Here is a 20,321-nt window from a genome sequence, read left to right on the forward strand (position 1 = left end):
GATCTATAATACAGGATTGTCGCCTTCGCCTCTTAATTCTCTTTCCAGTTTTTCAACATCATCAAGAGCTGTATCCAAGTAAAAGTTGAGTTGTGGAATGATACGCACCTGCTTTGCCATTTTCTGGCCGATAAAGTTTCTGTACTGAGGTTTGTTTTCTTCAATCTCCTTCATCACAGCAGTACGGTATTCCTGAGGGAAGATGCTCAAATAGATTTTAGCAATACCCAGATCTGCCGTTACTTTTACATCAGAAACGGATACCAATATACTTTGTTTGCTGTCAGCAGCCTGCTTGCGGAAAAGTTCTGCGAAGTCTTCCTGAATGATCTGTGCTACTTTTCTTTGTCTGTTACTTTCCATAATTTATGCAAATTTAGTACTTTTGTTTGAATTGATACTTTGAAATTCAGTGATAGTATCAAATTTACGATTTAATTATATTTTATTAGTATTTATGAAGCTAGAACATATCGGTATTGCCGTAAAATCTTTAGGGATTTCCGACAATCTTTTTGCCAGATTATTAGGAAAGGATTCCTACAAACAGGAAACCGTGGAAAGAGAAGGGGTAGTGACTTCCTTCTATGAAACCGGGGAAAGTAAAATTGAACTTCTTGAAGCCAGTAATCCTGAAAGCCCGATCTCGAAATTCATCGAAAAAAAGGGGGAAGGCATCCATCATCTGGCATTTGGCGTTGAAAATATTCTGCAAGAAGTGCAAAGACTGAAAAAAGAAGGTTTTCAATTTATCTCCGAAGAACCGAAAGAAGGTGCTGATAACAAATTAGTTGTATTCCTTCATCCCAAATCTACCAACGGCGTACTCGTAGAACTTTGCCAAGAAAAGCAATAAAAAATTTTGTAGTGAAAGAAATTTTACTATTTTTGCAAACACAAAATTTAACCAAGTTTTGAGGTCCTATAGCTCAGTTGGTTAGAGCACCTGACTCATAATCAGGTGGTCCCTGGTTCGAGCCCAGGTGGGACCACAGAAAATCAACCGCTTACAGAAATGTGAGCGGTTTTTTTATATTGTTCTTGAATTTATAAAATGAATAATTTCAGTAGAGTCTTTTCTATTTCTATCATTTTAAACACACTAATCCTTAAGTTCCTTATTACATTTTCGAAATACTTTCTCCTTTCGTAATAAAATTACTATTACGGGAAAACGCATTGGGTATTAGAGGTATTTATTTAAATTGAGTGTCTTTAATGCATATTGAGAAGATATTCATAAGACAATTAACCATAAATAAATATATTATGAGAACCTTTGATGAAGATTTTAATTACTTTAGACAAAATTGTACGTTTGAAAAAATATTTCTTAAGGAAACCTTTTCACCGGATAAAAAGGATTGGCTTTTATTAATTCCCCTTTTTTTGGCATGTTTGGGTTGTGTTTTACTTTGTTTTAATTATTTGAAATGGGGACTAATATTAGCAATACCCAGTTTTTTGGTCTTCTTTTATTACATTATTCTCGTGAAAGCTAAACAGGCTAATAAAGAATTAAAAATGAATAATTTACCTTTTTCAAAATCGCTTTACCAATGGAAAGTTCCTGAACATGATGGAATGAGAATCCGAGAGGTAGGCAAGCTCTATGAGGATACCACTAATGATATTATTGTGAAAAGAATAAGTATGGCAAAAGAAAAAATAAGAACAGATAAGAATGAAATATTTATGGATATTCAAAACATTATAAGTTTCTTCGGAAAAAATTTCATAACACTTTTTTTAGGTTTTTTCATAGGGCTGTATAGTAAATCTGACTTTTCTGCAGAAAATTTTGAAGCACTCATGTCAATCATAAAAGTATTGTTTTTGTTTGGACTGATGATCGCTTTAATGTGGGTATTTTTTATTAAAAAGAATTATACTGATTTGATCAAGAATAAAAATGAGCAATATGCTGATTATATTTTTGTAATGGAAAATGTTTTATTACTGAGAATGTAAACTGAAACTCTTCTGAGATTATATGGAATCAAACATACGTTTAAAAATTTCATAAGAAATAATTAAAATACAGTTAACAGTCTTCTTCTCCATATAACGTTGCTTTGCAAAAAAAGTAATGATGAAAAACAACAACCAACTTAACCGAAGAAGGTTTCTTAAAAATACACTGTTAGCAGCCGGAGGAATCTTTATTGCTCCATTGATTGAAAGCTGCACTGATGATTTTACCGGGAACGAAAATGCTCCCGATGATCTTAAAAACGGGGGCTTTGCATCCGGAGTGGCAAGCTTTGATCCTACAGCCGGAGGCGTAATTATCTGGACCCGATATTCAACAGGTGCAGATGCTGAAATTACCTGGGAAATAAGCAGGAACAGTAATTTTTCAGAAATAGTAAGAAAAGGAAAGGCCAGTGCAACGGCGGTCAATGACTTTACGATAGCGGTAGATGTCCAGAATATACCTTCCAATACAAAATATTTCTATAGATTTTATAATGGTAAAACAAAGGAGGCCAGCGTAACGGGAGAAACCCTGACATTACCTTCCAAGACAGATACTGTAAACGAGGTGAAAATGGCTGTGGTATCATGTTCCAACTTTCCCGCCGGACTTTTCAATGTATATGGAGCCATTGCCAAATCTGAAGCAGATGTAGTGGTGCATCTTGGGGATTATATCTATGAATATGCTCCTGGACAATACGGAACCAATCCTTACACCAACCAGCTGGGAAGAGCCCATCAGCCGGCTAGGGAAATCCTGAACCTCAGCGATTACAGGGAAAGATACAGACAATACAGAAGCGATAAGAATCTGCAGCTGCTGCATCAGAAAAAGCCTTTTATCTGTGTATGGGATGATCATGAATTTGCTAATGATACTTATAAGTCAGGGGCCGAAAATCATCAGCCTGATGAAGGAGATTTCCAGGCGAGAAAAATGGCGGCTTTCCAGGCCTACAGTGAATATATTCCCCTTAAAACAGGAAAAGATCTGAGAATTTACAGAAGTTTCAGTTTCGGGAACATTCTTACGCTGTATATGATGGATACAAGAGTGATCGCCAGAGATAGACAGATGGAATATTCAGATTATCTGGATAGTGCCGGAAATTTTGACCAGGTGAAATTTAAAACAGATTTCTTAAGCACAGGCAGAAAGCTGATCGGAAGTGAGCAGATGACATGGCTGGGATCCCAGATCAATGGAGATACTGCCAAATGGAAAGTTCTGGGGCAGCAGATCCTGATGACTAAAATGATGGTTCCTGCGGAATTGCTGATGCTGCTGAACCGTATTTTAGCAGAAATCAAGCAACTGGGAAGCGCACAGCCGGCTACCATGCTGACACTTCAGAATACATTGGCCCAACTTATAGTGCTGAAAAAAAGACATCAGCAGCAGGATCCTACGCTTACTCCACAGGAAATTGCAAGAATTACCACCACATTACCTTATAATCTGGATGCCTGGGACGGTTACTTTATGGAAAGAGAGCAGCTGTATGCTATGCTGGCAGGGAAAAATGTTGTAGTCCTGGCTGGTGATACCCACAATGCCTGGTTAGGAAAACTTACCAATGCTCAGGGGAATTTTATAGGAACCGAGTTAGCCTGCAGTTCAGTGTCTTCACCGGGATTGGAAGGATATCTGGGAATAACATCCGATCCGTCTCAGGCTATAGAATTGGCTAATGCATTCTCCCTGTTGATTGACGATCTGGATTATGCCAATCTCTATAAAAGAGGATATCTGCATGTGAAATTTACTTCCGGAAATTCGGTGGCAGAGTGGAGGTTTGTAGATAATGTGATCTCAGATACCTATGCAGTCACTACAGAAAAAACACATACCATTTCTTAGTTTCAATCTTCATATCTTATTTTCAATTTTTGTAGCAAAGAGCATCAGTGTACCGCTGCGGCTCTTTTTTATTTCTGTTATTTTTCTTATATTGATCAGATGCAGGAGAATATAAGGGAAGAGTTTTTGCCATTAGCTTCCCAACCGGGATGGATCGTGACATGGCTGTTAAGAATTTTCGGAATCGCCATTTTGTTGCTGATGTTTATAATATTGGCCGTACTTCCTTTTTTAGTCTGCGAAAAAGTTGCGGTATTGGGAATGGTGGCGATTCTGTACTATCCTGTCTGGGCCGTAGCAATGTACCGGTTTTTCCGTTTTATGCAAAAGGGAAGAAAAGAATCTGTGATAAAAATTACAGTGGATGATAAAGGTGTTCATTACGACAAATTAAATGGAAGCAGAAAGGAGATTCTTTACAGTCAGCTGGGACAATCGTACCTTTCAAACGATTATGATGTACATCTTACAGAGATCAGGAAAACATGGGTGATCACTCTTGGAGTGAATGGGGATACAACTAAAGTTCTGTTTAACGAAACGGATCCCGGATATTCCTATTACACCAAAAATAGCAGAGCTTTAAGAGCCCGTTTCATAGAAGGGATCGTTCGCTTCAGACCGGATCTGAGAATAGATCCCTTTGTATTTGAAGAACTTTCCATTCATCCGGAAAAATTTACATTTGATAGAAGACAATATCTGAAACACGTAGGGGAATCTGCCATCGTAACGGGCATTATATTGCTGATAAGTTTAGGATTGATGTTTGCCATTGTACAATTCTAGATACCGGGCTGCTGATATATTGTCAATAAGAGGTAGAAAATAATGATAATGTAAATCAGATTCATTTTATTTTCAAATCTCAAAATCTTATGCTTATATTTATTTTTCTATTAAAATTTGTTACCGGATAAAAACACAGAACTCAGGAATCGGGTTTAAAAATTAATTGAAAAAACATGGTGGAAAACTTTATTTATTACTTAGGACTGGTCCTGGTGATTATCGGCTCGATTATGCTGGCCAACCGCTTAAAGGTGGCCTATCCCATTATACTCGTTGTGGCAGGATTGCTGATCAGTTTTATTCCCGGACTTCCGGCTGTTACAATAGATCCTGAGCTCATATTCATTATTTTTCTTCCCCCATTATTGTATGAAGCTGCTTTTGCTGTTTCATGGAAAGAAATCTGGAAGTTGAGGCGTATCATTACCAGCTTTGCTTTCATAGTGGTATTTCTCACTGCCATATCAGTGGCATTTGTTGCCAATTCCTATATTCCCGGATTTTCACTCGCATTAGGATTTGTCTTAGGTGGTATTGTATCGCCGCCGGATGCAGTGAGTGCCGGAGCTATTTTAAAATTTGTAAAAGTTCCTAAGAATATGTCTACCGTTTTGGAAGGTGAAAGCTTATTCAATGATGCTTCCTCTCTGATCATCTTCAGATTTGCTATGGTAGCAGTAGCCACAGGACAGTTTATATGGCAGGATGCTGCAGTAAGCTTCGGATGGATGGTGTTCGGAGGCCTGGGAATAGGCGTTGTACTGGCTTTTATCTTTCTGAAAATAGAAAAAATATTTCCTACCGATGTCAATATGGATGCCATACTCAGTCTGGTAGCCCCTTATGTAATGTATATTGCGGCTGAAGAAGTTCACTCATCAGGTGTTTTAGCGGTGGTAAGCGGAGGATTGTTCCTTTCTGTCAGAAGACATGAAATATTCCGGACCTCAGAATCCAGGTTGAGAGGATCCAATGTCTGGGAAAGCTTTGTATTCCTGATCAATGGAATTGTATTTCTGCTGATCGGGCTGGACCTGCCGGAAATTATGGTAGGATTGGATAAAGAAGGAATTGGTTTGTCTGAAGCAGTAGGGTATGGGCTATTAGTAACTGCAGTATTGATTATTGTACGTTTTCTGGCTTCATTTGGAGCCGTCTTCGTTACCCTGATCATGAGAAACTTTATTAATGTGGCGGATAGAGACCCGGGCATGAAAGCGCCCATCCTGATGAGCTGGACCGGAATGCGGGGGGTGGTTTCCCTGGCTGCAGCATTATCCATTCCTGTAGTGATGGAAAACGGACAGCCTTTTCCCCATCGTGATCTTATTCTCTTCATTACTTTTATCGTTATCCTTGCTACACTCATCATTCAGGGGCTGACGTTGCCGGCACTGATCAAAAAACTCAAATTATCTGATACGGAAAGCGGATATATGTCTGAAGAAGAATCAGAACATTATTTGCGGAAAGAAATGCGCCGTGTTGCTTTAAGGTATCTGAATGAAAATTATAAAGAAAGAAGAAGTGAAAACGAATATTTTAACAGGCTGATGGACCGTTGGGAGCAGGAAGATAAAGAAGATTCCGTTCACAAGTTCTCTGACAAGTCCAAAGAGATTTATTTTGAAACCCTTGAACAGCAGCGTATCTGGCTCAGGGCAGAAAACCGGCGTAATCCGAATATTGATGAAGAATATATCAGACACTATCTGACGAGGCTGGATCTGGAAGAAGAAAGACTCAGAATGTAAAAAAATAACAAGATGAATTTAGTAAAGCAACTCGGGCAATTCCCCGATGAGAAAAGAAAAGAATATTTCAGCACACTTCCCAATTATCTTAACGGAAGATTTCAGAATATATTGACGACCCCGCCTTTGCTGGAAGGGGAAAGTATGACGAAAGCACTTCTTCAAAGCTTATGCAAAGTCGAAAATACTTCCCCGGCAACTGCACTTCCTTTTGTAGTAACAGACCTGAAGAACCTTCAGCCGGAAGAAAATGTTCTGGTTTGGTTTGGGCACAGCTCTTACTTCATACAGGTTGATGGTAAAAAATTTCTGATTGATCCCGTTTTCAGTGGAAATGCTTCCCCGATGCCAGGCTCTATTAAAGCCTTTCAGGGAGCAGACTACTATAAGCCGGAACATATGCCGGAGATAGATTTTCTGCTGATCTCCCATGACCACTGGGACCATCTGGATTATAAAACTGTTCAGGCACTAAAAAATAAAGTGGGGAAGGTGATCTGTGGATTGGGAACCGGACAGCATTTTGAGTACTGGGGCTGGGATATCGATACAATTATTGAAAAAAACTGGTGGGAAAGCATTGATATTGCAGAAGGTTTCAGAATTACCCTGACCCCTTCAAGACATTTTTCCGGAAGACTGCTGAACCGGAACATCTCACTCTGGACCTCTTTTGTACTGAAAACACCTTCCATGAACCTCTTTTTGGGTGGTGACAGCGGATATGGAAACCATTTTACAGAAATCGGAAATAAATACGGACCGTTTGATCTTGCCGTGATGGAAAACGGACAGTACAACGAAAAGTGGCCTTACATTCATACCCTGCCGGAACAGCTTATGACTGAAATACAGGAACTGAGAGCCAAAAATTTTATCCCTGTGCACAATTCAAAGTTCAAACTGGCACAGCATGCATGGTACGAACCCTTGCAACTGGCAGCAAAATATGCAGAAGAAAATGATATACCAATTACCCTCCCGAAAATAGGAGAAAAAGCAGATCTGAAAAACCTTGGAAATACCGCCTGGAAAAAATGGTGGGAAGATTATATGTAAGCAATGAAATTGGCCGGTAATGATTTGTTGAATTGATTACCCTCATAAAATAAAACCTGCTCCATATGAAGCAGGTTTTTCCTTATTATCAAAAAAATAATCACTACTAAGGCTCCTTATGGTCAACTTTAGTATGGATGATGTCGTAAAATACAGTTGGGTTGTTGGTGGCGTCAGGCGTAATTCTGTAGGTGAACGTAGTGTCGTTCAGGACAAGAATATCCACAACACGGGTAAAAATAACCGCTCCGTTATTATCCAGGCCTACAAGGGTTCTTTTCTTTCCGTCAGCAGAAATACTCCATGTTCCCTGAGATCTCAGCACATCATTTAAACCGAAGATTTTGAAAGTTCCGTTAGCTTTGAAGTAAGAATATCCTACATATCCGGCAACGCTGGGATCTGTTAAAACAATAGTATTCCCGTTCTTATCTTTTGCCCCGGTAGTTTCCCATGGCGTGGAAGCTAAAGTAAGCTGACCGTTGCCCGGTTCTGCATGTGAAGTTCTTGTATGGATGATATCGTAATAAACAGACGGGTCAGCTGAGTTAGGACGGATTCTGTATGTAAATTCATTTTTATTCAATACAAGGATTTCCACATCACGGGTGAAAATAGTCGTTCCGTCAGGATTCAAGGCAGCGATCGTTCTTGTTTTTCCCTGTGCGTCTACAGACCATGTTCCTCTGGATCTCAATACATCATTCAACCCGTAGATCGCAAATTTTCCATCAGCTTTGAAGTAGGCAAAACCAACATATCCGGCAACGCTGGCATCCGTTAAAGCCACGCTGTTTCCATTCTTATCTTTAGCTCCTGTGGTTTCCCATGGTGTAGAAGATAAAACCTGTGAGGGGGTCTGCTGTTCAATGATCATTTCGTCATCATTATCAGAACATGCAACAAAAGATGCTGACAAAAGCATTGCTGCAGACAGATAACATAATTTTTTCAGTGTATTCATAAGGGTATTTTTAAGTCTCTGCAAACTTATCCCGAATAAATATCAATCCATTGTATAAAACCTCTCTTTTGTTGTAGAAAATATAACAGATCTGATCATGGGTTGAAAGAAATCGTATTGTATGCCTGTCACCCAAAGATTCTTTGTGACTACCACACTGCATTTCTGATATCTGCACAGACGAAGGCTGGGTTGGGGAATTTTATGTAAAAGACCTTTATCTTTACAATGAAATATTAAAAATTCTTCAAAAACTCTATTTTTGAGCATGAATAACAGGAACCGTGGAAAAAATACAGGAGACGACACTTTATTCGCTTCTGAAAAACAACTCAGCAAACTGAGAGCTGCCGTTCAGGATATGCAGTATCTGCTGACAAGAGAATATCCGGAAAAAGCGGCATCTGAACTTGTAGGAAACCGCTACCGCTTAAAGACCCGGCAAATACAGGCGTTAAGAGGAGCATCAGCTTCAGAAATGCAGATCCACAACCGGAAATTAAAACAGCTGGAAGCTTCAGATCTTAAAGAAAAGACCGTTTATCTTGACGGGTTCAATGTGTTGATCCTGCTGGAGAGCTTACTTTCCGGAGCGTATATTTTTGAAGGTGCAGACGGCTGTTTCCGGGACCTTTCCGGTGTTCATGGAACTTATAAAAGGGTAAATCAAACCTTAAGAGCTGTGGAAGCTGTAGCCTCATTTTTTAACAAAAACCATATCCATAAGCTGGTGTGGATCTTTGATCAGCCGGTTTCCAACAGTGGAAGAATCAGGCAGATCATTCTTGATTTTGCAGCAGAAAATACGCTTAACTGGGAAGCAGAATTACAATATAATCCGGATAAATATCTGGCAGAAAGCGCAGGGATTATTATTTCTTCCGATGCATGGATCCTGGATCATTGCAGAGAATGGTTTAACCTCATCGGATATCTGATCAGAGAAGAAAACCTTTCCGTTAACCTCATTAAAATGGTGTAAAAATGAATCAGATCAGAAAATATATTCCATTGATCTCAGATGCATGGAAAGAAAAATACCAGGCTGTTCTGGCAGAAGAGCATTTGAAAAACCTGGAAGACAATATACAGCATGGTAAAAACCGTATTTTAGAATGGGATCTGCCATATTTCAATGAAGAAATAAAAATTGACAGACAGGCGAGCTTTGAAAAATTCATTACGGCATTGGAAAGCAACAACCCTGATCAGGTGAAGGCGGGAATGCTGGAAGCAATTCCGTTTGAGGACTGGCTGAATGTGCTTGGGCAAAGACTTACCTCAGCAAGTATCCGGGATGAAAATGCAGTTCCCCCTTTGAAGAGCGTATTGATCAAAGCCTGTGAAGAACCCTTCAATTCCGAGATGACAATTGCTCAGAGAGCGTGGGAAAAACACATCGGAAGAATGGATGACGGTTTCTGGGGCGAAATTAAAGGAAACAATCAGCAGAAACAGGAGAAAGTGATGGCAAAGATCCGTCAGATCCTTGATCATACTACCTGGTGGAATGTATTTTTCCATTACAAACACGAACTTGTCTTTGAAGCAAGGGAAAAAGATGGGCATGGAATCCGCTGGGGTCATGGCGGTACAAAACTGATTGGTTTCCTCGAAAAGTTCATTAACGAAAGTGCTTAGCCTTCATTTCCTTATGTGAACTTATTCCCCATATTATTTTCGATTTCTGAATTGCGCTGAAGTGTTTAAATAAGAGCGCTTATCGCTTTATTTTTAACCTTTAAGGAATATTTTTTTAATGCGTAAAAACATTGCGCACTACTTTCATAGTTTTGCAGATATAAAAACGGAAACTATGGATTTTTCAGAACAAATATTTTCAGCCGAAGAATGGGAAGCATGTCTCAAGGTTCTTCATGCATTGAAAGATCAGCCTTTCCGGAATCCTGATAATAAAACGTTCTCAGGGCTGATTACCAAAATTCATAAGAATGCCAAAAAACAGAACCGTCATGAATTGTACTCGGAAATGAAGTCTCATGATCTTGCTGTGAATGCAGGCTCTGTACTGATGCAGAAAGCATTGGCCGGGGTTTCCGCTTTTTATGATGATGAAAAGGATGAGGTAAAACTTACTAAACTTCAAATCCCTAAAAACTGCTACTGCTGTAACCAAAGTTATCAGTATGCCCACTCTTTCTATTCAAGGTTGTGCCCTCAGTGTGCAGGAGAAAATTATGAAAAACGGTTTGAAACAGCTGACCTCACGTGGCGGAATGTAATCCTTACCGGCGGAAGAGTAAAAGTAGGTTTTGCCACAGCATTGAAGCTGTTGAGAAGTGGAGCCAATCTGGTGTTGACAACCCGTTTCCCGGCATTGGCTATGGAACTTATGCAGCAGGAAACAGATTATGAAAACTGGAAAGACAGACTCTGGATCTATGGGCTGGATCTTAGAAATCTTAAAGCGATTCAGGAGTTTACAGACTTTTATAAATTCAATTTTGACACGTTGGATATCCTGATCAATAATGCTGCTCAGACGATTAAGTATCCCGATGAATATTATCTTCCGGTTGTACAACGTGAAAAAGAAAAACTGATGGATTTTAAAGATCTTCACAACCTGGTTCCGAATTGTACAGAAATTTCTCATGAAATGACAAAACTGGAATATGCACAGAATGAAATGACCCAGGTGGCCCTTACCCGTTTCGGGCAACCCGTGGATAACCGGGAGAAAACGAGCTGGAATTCAACACTGGAAGAAGTTTCTATGTATGAACTGGTAGAAGTAAACCTCATCAATCATATAGCACCCTATTTTCTGATCAAAGAACTGAAGCCTCTGATGAAGAATTCATCCCATAAAGAAAAGTTCATCATCAATGTAACCTCTTCAGAAGGAATCTTCAGCTATGAAAACAAAACGGTATATCACCCGCATACCAATATGACGAAGGCAGCACTCAATATGATGACGCTTACCTCTGCCAGAGAATTTGAAAACGATCAGATCTATATGACAGCCGTTGATGTGGGATGGATTTCTACAGGAGCTAAGGAAAGTCTCAGAAAAAAACAGTTTGAGCAGGGATATATCCCGCCATTGGATTCTGTAGACGGAGCAGCGAGAATTTTACATCCGGTTATAGAAGGTATTAATGGAAAATGTTTCAGCGGAGTTTTATTGAAGAATTATAAAATTCATACCTGGTAAAAACAGGATGACAGCCATATAAAGAAGCGATAGTTTAATGAAGAACACTGCCCCTGAGGGTGGAGGTTACGGGTGCAAGTCCCGTACGTTTCACAGGAGTACATAGTTCAGTAGGGAAGAATACTGCCATTGCACGGCAGAGGTCGCAGGTTCGGTGCCTGCTGTACTCCCGATTACGGAGATCATAGTTTAACGGAAAAACATTTCCTTACCCGGAAGCGATGCGGGTTCGAATCCCGCTTGTCTCCCAACTTATAGAGTAAAAGAAATAGTTTAAAAGGGAAAAACTTATTCCTAAGGAATACATTATCGGTTCGATCCCGGTTTTCTTTTACCTTTAAAAAAATAATGCCATGTTTAGAAAATTATTAGTGTATTTTAAAATCATCGATGAAGTTCAGGTTCCTGTCCCGATCAAACGTGGATCAGTTCAGAAGCCAATGAAGCCGGTGAAAAAAACAGAGAAAAAGGTAGAGGAAAAAACAGCTCCCGAAACCCAACCTGAAATCATAACGGTCAAAAGAAAGACCGGGGAGAAGAGAAAAGAAATCAAAGATTTTGAATCACACGTAAAGGATTACAAAGAATATTGCCTTGAAAAAACGAGCAATCAGCATATGATGAAAGTATCAGACTATAAAGTAATCGACCGTAATGACAGTACTGAAACGTTTTTTATAAAAGACGATGCTTTCATTACCCATAACGAACATAGAATGCTACGCATAGAGAGCCCGTATTTTGTGAAATATATTCAGCAGGAATACAACCCGATAACCCAAATTAACGAAAATGCATACGACTGATACCATAAAAAGATATAAGATATTCTCTGCAGAAGATGTGCAGAAAATACTTCCGGGTGAATATTCGTCTATAGAGGTCTATGCCAAAAACATGACTTTTGCTTTCACGGAAATAGACGGTAATCTGATATTGCGTGGCGAAGGCTGCAGGTTCCCGGATTTGGTGAGCATTAGCGGAAATCTTTCAATAGACGCAGGAAACTGTGAACTTCCCCGGCTTAAAACAATAGGCGGAAGTTTTGCCATGCATGGTCCTGCAGTGCTGGATAAGCTTGAAAAAGTGAAAGGCGACTTTAAATGCATTATCAATTTCGGATTTAAAAACACAATAAAAATTAACGGAAGTATTGAGCTCAAAAATGCAACCGTATATACCGGAAATAAAAAACTTTCAGCTGTAAGAAGAACAATTGCTGTCAATCATCAGTATCAGGTAGATTTTCTGCCTAAAGACGGTGTGTTTAATGTAGATGTTTTCGCAGATGATATCGTTTTTCAGCATCAGAAAATACAGGGAAGAATCAGTCTTTATGGTGAAAATATTTCTTTTCCTAATCTTGAATGTATCCAGGGCCGGTTTAAAATAGAGCCCCGGAAGAAGAAATATCCGGATTTTGAGCATGATTTTCCGGTTCTGAAAAAAATGACCGGAAATCTGATCATAGATAAAACCAAAGTATGTTTTCCTGAATTGAAAGAATTAACAGGAAATATTGAGATCAGGAATAATTCTTTTGTCAAATTTCCCTTATTGGAAAAATCAGGAAGTATTCTTATCAGGCAGCATGCAGGAGCGGAATTTCCGGTTTTGAGAGTTGTAAACGGATGTCTCCAGAATCATGGTTTTGAAACCTGTTATCTGACGGAATTACAGATTGTAACAGGGAGCTTCTTTACTCATCAGATTCTGGCTAAAAATATTCTGGAAGTAGGTAATTTAATGATGAGCAGATATTGTGAATTTGATCATCTGAAGAAAATAAACGGTTTTGTTGATAGTAATATGGGCTTTAATTACCAATCTCTGGAATACATCGGCTATATGATGAAGGACCAGCAGAAAAGCTCAAAACTGCCTTCGTTAAAAAGGATAGGACATTATCTCTATAATAAGAATGATGGCTTTGAGAATCTGGCTGACCGGATCTATTTTAAAGTGAAGGATAACATGTATATAACAAAAGACAAATGTTATATTTCACGAATTCTGTCGAATCAGCTATATCAACACTTTGGCCACCCGCTGGAAAAACTGGTGTCTATTTTAAAGCTGAGACATAAAAGTTTTCAGAACTTTATTACCCGTGAATACGAAAGAGAATGGAATAATTACGACTCACCCAACTTTGTAAAGGTTTTAAATAACATAGAAAAAATATGGAATAAGACAGAACCCATTACCTATGAAGAATTCTTTACCCATTATGATACGGATTTCAGACTCTTCTGTTTCAGTTATTTTGGTGTTGGAACCCTGATGAAAAAGCTTGAAGCAAAGAAGATCAACCAGGAAAAGATTCTGGTGAATTATTTTCAATATGATAAAGACGGAAATAAAATAGCGGTACGCAGAACCAATTATTATGAAGTATATGAAGTGGAGAATACAAAATTCAGACACTCTTTCCGGATGAGGGAACTGTATTCATATGCGGTAAAATGCTGGTGTCCGTCTACAGCAGAAGAACACTGGCTGTGGATAGAATCCCGGTATAAAAACAATGCATTGACTGCCATCGCTTCCACATTCAGGATTCATGAGAATATTATTCCTCATATAAAATGCCTGAAAAGACAGGGAGATCTGCTCATCTGTGAAATGGAAAAAGAAGTAGTACCGAAAGGAGCTGTAAGACCTTTAACAGCTGATGAATATTTCAGTCTTCTTGAAGCAGAATCGTAAAATATTGCAGAAACAGTAGTTTAACTGGAAAAACGCTCCACTCAGAGGAGAATTGCAGGTTCAGCACCGGCCTGTTTCTGTTTTTTAAAAAAATAAACCATGGAAGAATTACAATCAATTTTAAATACAATAATCAAAGAAAAGCAAGGCTATATCACATTCCTCACCGGAGCCGGAATCTCAGCAGAAAGCGGTCTGCCAACTTACCGCTCCATAGACGGGATCTGGATCAAAGGAACGAAATATCATCGTCCGGAGGAATTCGGAACTTTCAGGTATTTCAGCCAGGAACCCGAAGAAGTATGGCAGTATAATCTTTTCTGGAAAAAACTGATCGCTGAAGCACAACCGAATGAAGGCCACTATGCCCTTACAGAGATAGAAAAGCTTTTAGGAAACCGCTTTAAGCTGATTACCCAAAACGTAGATGGTCTTCACCAAAGAGCCGGAACCCGGAACGTTTATGAAATTCATGGAAACAAGCAGACCGTACGCTGTTCAAAAGAATGCAGCGAGCCCATTGATTTTCCGGAAAATGTAAAACAAAAAGAATATACAGAAGACCTTACCCCTGAAGATACAGACGGATTAAAATGCAAAAAGTGCGGAAACTGGCTCAGACCTCATACCTTATGGTTTGACGAGTCCTATAATGAGAAATATTATTATTTTGATACCGCTTATGACATTGCGGAGCATACCGATATCCTGTTCGTGGTAGGAACTTCAGGTTCCACAACGTTGCCGGTCAATATAGTAGAAACGGTAAAAATCCGGGCAAAACATATCGTTATGATCAATCCTGAAGATAATACTTATTTTCACCATATCATGAGAGGAATGAAAACACAGACCTCTGTACAGGAAAGCAGCTCTAAGGCATTGCCACAGCTGAAAAAGATGATAGAGGAAATAATGAAAGCTTAATATTGATGACACGGAAACAGTAGTTTAATGGAAAAGCACACCCTGCTAAGGTGAGTTGCAGGTTCGAATCCTGCCTGTTTCCCTTTTTACAGTGAAAAATAATGGTTTATTTTTTTAATTTTAAAAACTGAATAGATATACCATCACCAACCAACCACATCATATGAAATATATTGTACTTTCTGCACTGTTCCTGTTTTCATGCAAAGAAAAAGAGACCCGGAAAAATCCTGAAAAAAAAGATTCTGCAACCGTGGCAAAAGCACCGGCCGCCGTTTTACCGCATGACACGGATATTCTTAAAATACTGGTGGATGAAGAAGCTGAAACGGAAAAAGGAGCCCGGCCGGACTACAAAGATTACAGTGTTTCTTTCTCCAATGACGGAGATTCCTATACCGTGAGCTTTCAGAAAATAGCTTCTGATGATTTCAATAATGACGGGATCACAGATTATATTGTAGAACGTGATTCGGAAGGAATGCTCGGTGGGAACGCCAATACCAATTCTGAAGTTATGTATATCATCATGGGCAAAAACAATACAATCAGTGAAAAGCATGAAATACTCATGTATGCTCCCTTTTCGTATAATATTTTGGATGGAATTTCTTATGAAGGCGGAAAACTGAAAGCTTCAGCAGTTCAGAATTACCGTGTATACAGTGTACCGGAAGACAGTCTTCAGTCTGCACAGCTGTCTTTTGTCTATAAAGACGGGAATGTATATGAAGACTCTTACCTTACCGGATGTGAGCTCGGAAAGTGGAAAAATAAAAAGATTTTCAATTCTGCTTCAGAGCATTACAGAAGTATTGACAGGCACAACTATACCGAAACCGTAAATGAAAAATATCATTCCGATGGCTTCGAAGCTTCCGCAGAATTTTCAGGATGTGATAATATGAATGTAGTTTTCGAAGGAGCTTACAAAACATCAGATACCGGTATAAAATCCATAGGAGAAAAAAGAAAACAGTTTCTTGATTTTCTGCTGAAAAATACGACACTTCAGAAAGAGATTGCCGTTGTTCAGAACCATTATCTTACTCATCAGCCGTCCGGCAGTTATACGGATGTCGGAAACCTTTCATTCAATATTTTTACCGATAAAAAGAAAGGCGAAATTAATTTCAGGCTGGTCATCACCAAAGAAAACAACCCAAAACAAAATGAAAACTGGGATATTGTCACCAGAATAAAATAATCAACATAAAAAAATGAATACATACATTGATATTGGCATTAACCTGACCAATAAACAGTTCTATAACGAACATGAAGAAATTATCAACCGTGCATTAGACAACGGGGTTGATCATATGATCCTTACCGGTACAAGCGTGAGAGGAAGTAAAGAATCCGCAGAAATAGCAGAAGATTATCCGGATATTTTATTTTCAACAGCAGGAATTCATCCTCATGATGCCAAATCTTTTACCCGGGAAAGCATCGGCGAACTCAGAAAATTACTGAAGCAGGACCATGTGATCTCAGTAGGAGAGTGCGGTCTGGATTTCGATCGTGACTTTTCGCCAAGACCCGTTCAGGAAAAATGTTATAAAGCCCAGCTGGAATTGGCCATAGAAGTGGATAAGCCGCTTTTTCTTCACGAAAGATCAGCATTCAGAAAATTTAATGAGATTACAGACGAATACCTTTCAAAGCTGCCGGAAGCTGTTGTACACTGTTTTACCGGAACACTGGAAGAAGCAAAGATATACCTTGATAAAGGATTTTATTTGGGATTTACCGGAGCAATCAGTGATGAGAAAAGATTTAAGCATCTGGAAGACGTGATAAAATACGTACCGCTTGACCGTATGATGATTGAAACCGATGCCCCTTTTATGCTTCCGAAGAATATGCCAAGAATGCAGAACAGACGGAATGAACCCTCATTTTTACCTTATGTGGCACAGACTATTGCCCATTTGAAGAAGATCAGCATTGCTGAAGTCGCAGATGAAACTACAGAAAACGCCAGAAGGTTTTTCAGATTATAAAAAAGAGCTCTACTGATACAGTAAAGCTCTTTTTTTGTAAAATAAAGGCTGAAAATTGTCTGAGCAATTGCCTTTTCGTTTTATAAACTCTTAATAGCCGATTCCAAAGCCAGTTCCATCATCGGATTCAAAGCTTTTTCTCTTTCGTCAGCAGAGATTTTTTCGTGAGTAGGGATAATGTCAGTTACCGTAAGAATGGTTGCTGCATTTTTTCCTAGATACTGAGCATTGGCAAACAGTCCGAAAGCTTCCATCTCTACTGCCGGGCAATTGTATTGGGTAGCAATAGCAGGTGTTTCAGGATCTTTTCTGTAGAAAATATCACTACTGTGGATGTTGATAGCTTTAGCGTTTAATGATAATTCCTTAGAAGTTTCATTGATGGTATTGAAGATATTTCCCTGGTGAGAAAGAATCTCATCTTCAATTCCCCATGCATATTTGGCATAGGTACTTTCGCTGGCTGCCTTTTCAATATTTAAAATATCAAAAAGCTTAAGATCCGTATTGTAAGCACCACAAGTCCCGATTCTGATGATGGTATCTACTTCATATTCTGTAAATAATTCAAAAGAATAAATTCCGATACTTGGGAAACCCATTCCGCTGGCTCCTACAGTGATTTCTTTACCTTTATAAAGACCGGTATAATAAAAGATACCTCTGGTTTTGCTTACCAGTTTTGCATTTTCTAAATAATTTTCAGCAATATACTGTGCACGAAGCGGATCCCCCGGCTGCAATACTACTTTGGCAATTTCACCTTTTTTTGCACTGATGTGAATACTCATAATGTTATTTTGAATGAGGCAAAGATAATAACTTTTAGATTGTCTCCATTATTACGGTGAGTGAAACAGTAAAGCTTCCTCTGATCAATACAATACATAAAACAGGATCAATATCTGCTGTAAAGATGATTGCAGATCAAGTCTTTTGAAAACTTCATATTCTTTGTCCATAAAAAATGAAATGGGTTAATACAGAACAGGATTAGAATAAAGGAGAGCAGGTATGGGAATATCACGGAAGTTATTTTTGTACCAGTCAATCATTCAAAAAATCAAAACATGAAAATAGAACATATCGCTGTCTGGGTAAAAGACCTTGAAAAAACCAGAATGTTTTATCAGAAATATTTCGGCGCTGTTTCCAATGATAAATACCACAATCCCGTCAAAAATTTTGAATCGTATTTCCTGAGTTTTGATAATGGCTGCCGTCTGGAAATTATGACCAGGCCTGAAATCAAAGAAAGCGGAAACAGCTACGGATCCCAACAGTATGGAATCATCCACTTTGCATTTTCGGCAGGCAGTAAAGAAAAAGTAAACAGTCTTACGGAAATCCTGAGAAAAGACGGCTATACTATTGCCGGAGAACCCCGCACAACCGGAGACGGCTATTATGAAAGTGTCATCCTGGATCCTGAAAACAACATCATTGAGATCGTCGCTTAAGTCATTGCAGGGAGCATTAGTGACGAATCAATCTCAACAGTAATATAATCTCTCGCAAATTTAGCAGATGACGCAGATTTTATTGCAACACATACACTGTCAAAAATAAACCTAACAGGTTTTCAAAACCTGTTAGGTTTTAACCTTTAAATCATAGCAAATATAACCGTAATGCTTGCCGAAGATCTTTGATCTTCTTGCGCCTTAAAATATACCCAATTAAAAAAAATCTTTGCGCCCTTGCGTTTCCAAACCCACTTAAACTCAAATTACAGGTCGCAATCAAAACGTGAAGCTTTCATTATTTTTCATCACTTTTCAAAAATTCTCATTCAGAAACCGCATTTCACATCAATCCTGCTCTTAAAAATTTTATTCTCAGCGAAATAGTTTTATTTTTGTTAGATGATGGAAACCAAATCACCGTTTTTGGACACGATCTTTCTGCTCAGAAAGAATGAATGTATTACCCTTTTCTCCAGCTTGCAGGAAATTTCCTCAAAAGAAGAGCTGGAGGCAGGAGTGTATTTTGAAGCAGAATTCGAAAAAGAAAGACTTGAATTTCTTTCTGATCAGTTCGTCTGTCATAAAGAAACGGCAGTCTGGGCCGCCAAAATTCTGTATCATAGTGCCCAGTTGTATCTTATCAGAGAAAATACTGCGCAGAATATGGATCAGCTGATTTCCGGATATAAAGGAGTCAGAGATATCCCATCTGTTTTATCTGCAGATTTATCCCTGAGATTTTTACCTAAGATCATTGATGCTTTGTATGCGGTAGATCCGGAAGATACTTTGATCAGAAAGCTTGAAGATATTCTGGTGGAATTTCACTACTCGGGAATCGGATATGATCTTGATGTCAGAAGGGTCAACTGGGAGGAAGAACTCAAAGATCCTACCTATCGTAAATTATATCTGGAAAGGATTGTTGAAAAAAAAGATTACAGGCTCGCGGAAATTCCATATATCAATAAACTACTAATAGCTGAATTCGGAATGCATCAGGATGCATTCTGGAGAGAATTAAAAACAATAACCGAAGAACATGAAAACCTATGAAAAAATATTTGAGTTTTTAACTGATCCTACCAAAGAAACTTTCCTGAAATGCAGGGAAGTGGTGATTAATGATCCCGGATATGATCCGTATTCGCAAGACACTGAAAATATGCAGGATCTTTTGAATAGCGGAAAATTTGAAGATGTTATACAATACGTCAATATCAATATTCTGCTAAGTCCCAGTGCGCATATTTATAAATACTTCGCTTATAAAGAGCTGGGAAATGAAAAAGCAAGGAATGTTGAAATGATGATCGTTCAAACCCTCTTTGAATGTCTTGAAAAAACAGGTGACGGAACAAGAAAATCACCCTATATTGTAACAAGAATTTCTGATGAGAGAGACCTGATCAGGCATCACTTCAACAAACAGGACGTATCACAGTGGCTGATCCGGGATGAAGATAAGATCATAGATGTCCTTAAGCTTGATGATGGAACAGAGGTCTGCTTTGATATCAAAACCCTTTATCACAGACTGGCCTTCTCCTTCAACAAAAGAAAAAAGGAAAACGGAACAGAAGAAAAAGCCCAAACGAAGAAGTGGTGGAATTTTTAATTTT

Annotated in this window: 20 protein-coding genes and 4 tRNA genes; 21 read left to right on the forward strand and 3 right to left on the reverse strand. The window is 38.7% G+C overall.

From position 1 onward, the window contains the following. Nucleotides 1–3: 3 nt before the first annotated feature. Nucleotides 4–363, reverse strand: coding sequence for a 30S ribosome-binding factor RbfA (rbfA, locus tag BBI00_RS19470; protein WP_065400522.1), 360 nt, complete (start codon nucleotides 361–363; stop codon nucleotides 4–6). Nucleotides 364–457: 94 nt separating this feature from the next. On the opposite strand from rbfA, the gene mce reads away from it, so the two are divergent. The 7 genes from mce to BBI00_RS19505 all read left to right on the forward strand — a co-directional run bounded on the left by mce (nucleotide 458) and on the right by BBI00_RS19505 (nucleotide 7,446). Then, on the forward strand, nucleotides 458–856 hold the full coding sequence (mce, locus tag BBI00_RS19475) for a methylmalonyl-CoA epimerase (protein ID WP_065400523.1): 399 nt from the start codon (nucleotides 458–460) through the stop codon (nucleotides 854–856). 62 nt (nucleotides 857–918) lie between these two features. Beyond that, nucleotides 919–992, forward strand: a tRNA-Ile gene (locus BBI00_RS19480). Between the two features lie 277 nt (nucleotides 993–1,269). Next, complete coding sequence (locus BBI00_RS19485) at nucleotides 1,270–1,971, forward strand: hypothetical protein (RefSeq protein ID WP_123902324.1); 702 nt, start codon at nucleotides 1,270–1,272, stop codon at nucleotides 1,969–1,971. Nucleotides 1,972–2,089: 118 nt separating this feature from the next. Then, complete coding sequence (locus BBI00_RS19490) at nucleotides 2,090–3,841, forward strand: alkaline phosphatase D family protein (RefSeq protein ID WP_083988592.1); 1,752 nt, start codon at nucleotides 2,090–2,092, stop codon at nucleotides 3,839–3,841. Between the two features lie 99 nt (nucleotides 3,842–3,940). After that, nucleotides 3,941–4,630 (forward strand): hypothetical protein, encoded by a 690-nt coding sequence (locus tag BBI00_RS19495; RefSeq protein ID WP_065400526.1) that lies wholly within the window; start codon nucleotides 3,941–3,943, stop codon nucleotides 4,628–4,630. 176 nt (nucleotides 4,631–4,806) lie between these two features. Beyond that, on the forward strand, nucleotides 4,807–6,387 hold the full coding sequence (locus tag BBI00_RS19500; RefSeq protein WP_065400527.1) for a Na+/H+ antiporter: 1,581 nt from the start codon (nucleotides 4,807–4,809) through the stop codon (nucleotides 6,385–6,387). Between the two features lie 12 nt (nucleotides 6,388–6,399). Further along, nucleotides 6,400–7,446 carry an MBL fold metallo-hydrolase gene (locus BBI00_RS19505; protein ID WP_065400528.1) on the forward strand — a complete coding sequence of 349 codons (1,047 nt, stop codon included), beginning with the start codon at nucleotides 6,400–6,402 and terminating at the stop codon, nucleotides 7,444–7,446. Nucleotides 7,447–7,552: 106 nt separating this feature from the next. Here the strand turns inward: BBI00_RS19505 and BBI00_RS23605 are convergent, their stop codons facing one another. Then, nucleotides 7,553–8,410: a DUF4822 domain-containing protein gene (locus tag BBI00_RS23605; RefSeq protein WP_065400529.1), complete on the reverse strand. Its 858-nt coding sequence runs from the start codon at nucleotides 8,408–8,410 to the stop codon at nucleotides 7,553–7,555. A 268-nt stretch (nucleotides 8,411–8,678) separates the two neighbouring features. On the opposite strand from BBI00_RS23605, the gene BBI00_RS19520 reads away from it, so the two are divergent. The 11 genes from BBI00_RS19520 to BBI00_RS19570 all read left to right on the forward strand — a co-directional run bounded on the left by BBI00_RS19520 (nucleotide 8,679) and on the right by BBI00_RS19570 (nucleotide 17,233). Beyond that, nucleotides 8,679–9,392 carry a DUF434 domain-containing protein gene (locus BBI00_RS19520; protein WP_065400531.1) on the forward strand — a complete coding sequence of 238 codons (714 nt, stop codon included), beginning with the start codon at nucleotides 8,679–8,681 and terminating at the stop codon, nucleotides 9,390–9,392. A gap of 2 nt (nucleotides 9,393–9,394) precedes the next feature. Next, on the forward strand, nucleotides 9,395–10,051 hold the full coding sequence (locus BBI00_RS19525; RefSeq protein WP_065400532.1) for a hypothetical protein: 657 nt from the start codon (nucleotides 9,395–9,397) through the stop codon (nucleotides 10,049–10,051). Nucleotides 10,052–10,226: 175 nt separating this feature from the next. After that, nucleotides 10,227–11,591: an SDR family oxidoreductase gene (locus BBI00_RS19530; RefSeq protein ID WP_065400533.1), complete on the forward strand. Its 1,365-nt coding sequence runs from the start codon at nucleotides 10,227–10,229 to the stop codon at nucleotides 11,589–11,591. A 96-nt stretch (nucleotides 11,592–11,687) separates the two neighbouring features. Beyond that, nucleotides 11,688–11,761: transfer RNA gene (locus BBI00_RS19535), tRNA-Ala, on the forward strand. Between the two features lie 7 nt (nucleotides 11,762–11,768). Further along, nucleotides 11,769–11,840, forward strand: a tRNA-OTHER gene (locus BBI00_RS19540). A 104-nt stretch (nucleotides 11,841–11,944) separates the two neighbouring features. Continuing rightward, a complete protein-coding gene (locus BBI00_RS23000) occupies nucleotides 11,945–12,397 on the forward strand; it encodes a hypothetical protein (protein WP_083988594.1) in 453 nt (150 codons plus the stop codon). Further along, nucleotides 12,384–14,300, forward strand: coding sequence for a hypothetical protein (locus BBI00_RS19550; RefSeq protein ID WP_065400534.1), 1,917 nt, complete (start codon nucleotides 12,384–12,386; stop codon nucleotides 14,298–14,300). Before BBI00_RS23000 ends, BBI00_RS19550 begins: the two co-directional genes overlap by 14 nt. Nucleotides 14,301–14,399: 99 nt before the next feature. Beyond that, nucleotides 14,400–15,227 (forward strand): SIR2 family NAD-dependent protein deacylase, encoded by an 828-nt coding sequence (locus BBI00_RS19555; RefSeq protein ID WP_065400535.1) that lies wholly within the window; start codon nucleotides 14,400–14,402, stop codon nucleotides 15,225–15,227. A gap of 13 nt (nucleotides 15,228–15,240) precedes the next feature. Continuing rightward, nucleotides 15,241–15,309 (forward strand) — tRNA-Ser (locus BBI00_RS19560). Nucleotides 15,310–15,390: 81 nt separating this feature from the next. Continuing rightward, nucleotides 15,391–16,434, forward strand: coding sequence for a hypothetical protein (locus BBI00_RS19565; protein WP_065400536.1), 1,044 nt, complete (start codon nucleotides 15,391–15,393; stop codon nucleotides 16,432–16,434). Between the two features lie 13 nt (nucleotides 16,435–16,447). After that, the gene (locus BBI00_RS19570; RefSeq protein WP_065400537.1) at nucleotides 16,448–17,233 is read left to right on the forward strand and encodes a TatD family hydrolase; all 786 of its coding nucleotides are present in this window, start codon (nucleotides 16,448–16,450) and stop codon (nucleotides 17,231–17,233) included. 80 nt (nucleotides 17,234–17,313) lie between these two features. Here the strand turns inward: BBI00_RS19570 and deoD are convergent, their stop codons facing one another. Further along, nucleotides 17,314–18,024: a purine-nucleoside phosphorylase gene (gene deoD, locus BBI00_RS19575; protein WP_065400538.1), complete on the reverse strand. Its 711-nt coding sequence runs from the start codon at nucleotides 18,022–18,024 to the stop codon at nucleotides 17,314–17,316. A 279-nt stretch (nucleotides 18,025–18,303) separates the two neighbouring features. On the opposite strand from deoD, the gene BBI00_RS19580 reads away from it, so the two are divergent. From BBI00_RS19580 to BBI00_RS19590, 3 genes are all read left to right on the forward strand, one after another. Beyond that, the gene (locus BBI00_RS19580; RefSeq protein ID WP_065400539.1) at nucleotides 18,304–18,693 is read left to right on the forward strand and encodes a VOC family protein; all 390 of its coding nucleotides are present in this window, start codon (nucleotides 18,304–18,306) and stop codon (nucleotides 18,691–18,693) included. Between the two features lie 405 nt (nucleotides 18,694–19,098). Then, nucleotides 19,099–19,755, forward strand: coding sequence for a hypothetical protein (locus BBI00_RS19585; protein ID WP_228394801.1), 657 nt, complete (start codon nucleotides 19,099–19,101; stop codon nucleotides 19,753–19,755). Further along, nucleotides 19,742–20,317, forward strand: a complete 576-nt coding sequence (locus BBI00_RS19590) for a DUF4919 domain-containing protein (RefSeq protein ID WP_065400540.1) — start codon at nucleotides 19,742–19,744, stop codon at nucleotides 20,315–20,317. The genes BBI00_RS19585 and BBI00_RS19590 overlap by 14 nt, the downstream gene beginning before the upstream one ends. Nucleotides 20,318–20,321 lie beyond the last annotated feature (4 nt).

It is taken from the genome of Chryseobacterium arthrosphaerae, assembly GCF_001684965.1.
Lineage (GTDB): Bacteria > Bacteroidota > Bacteroidia > Flavobacteriales > Weeksellaceae > Chryseobacterium > Chryseobacterium arthrosphaerae.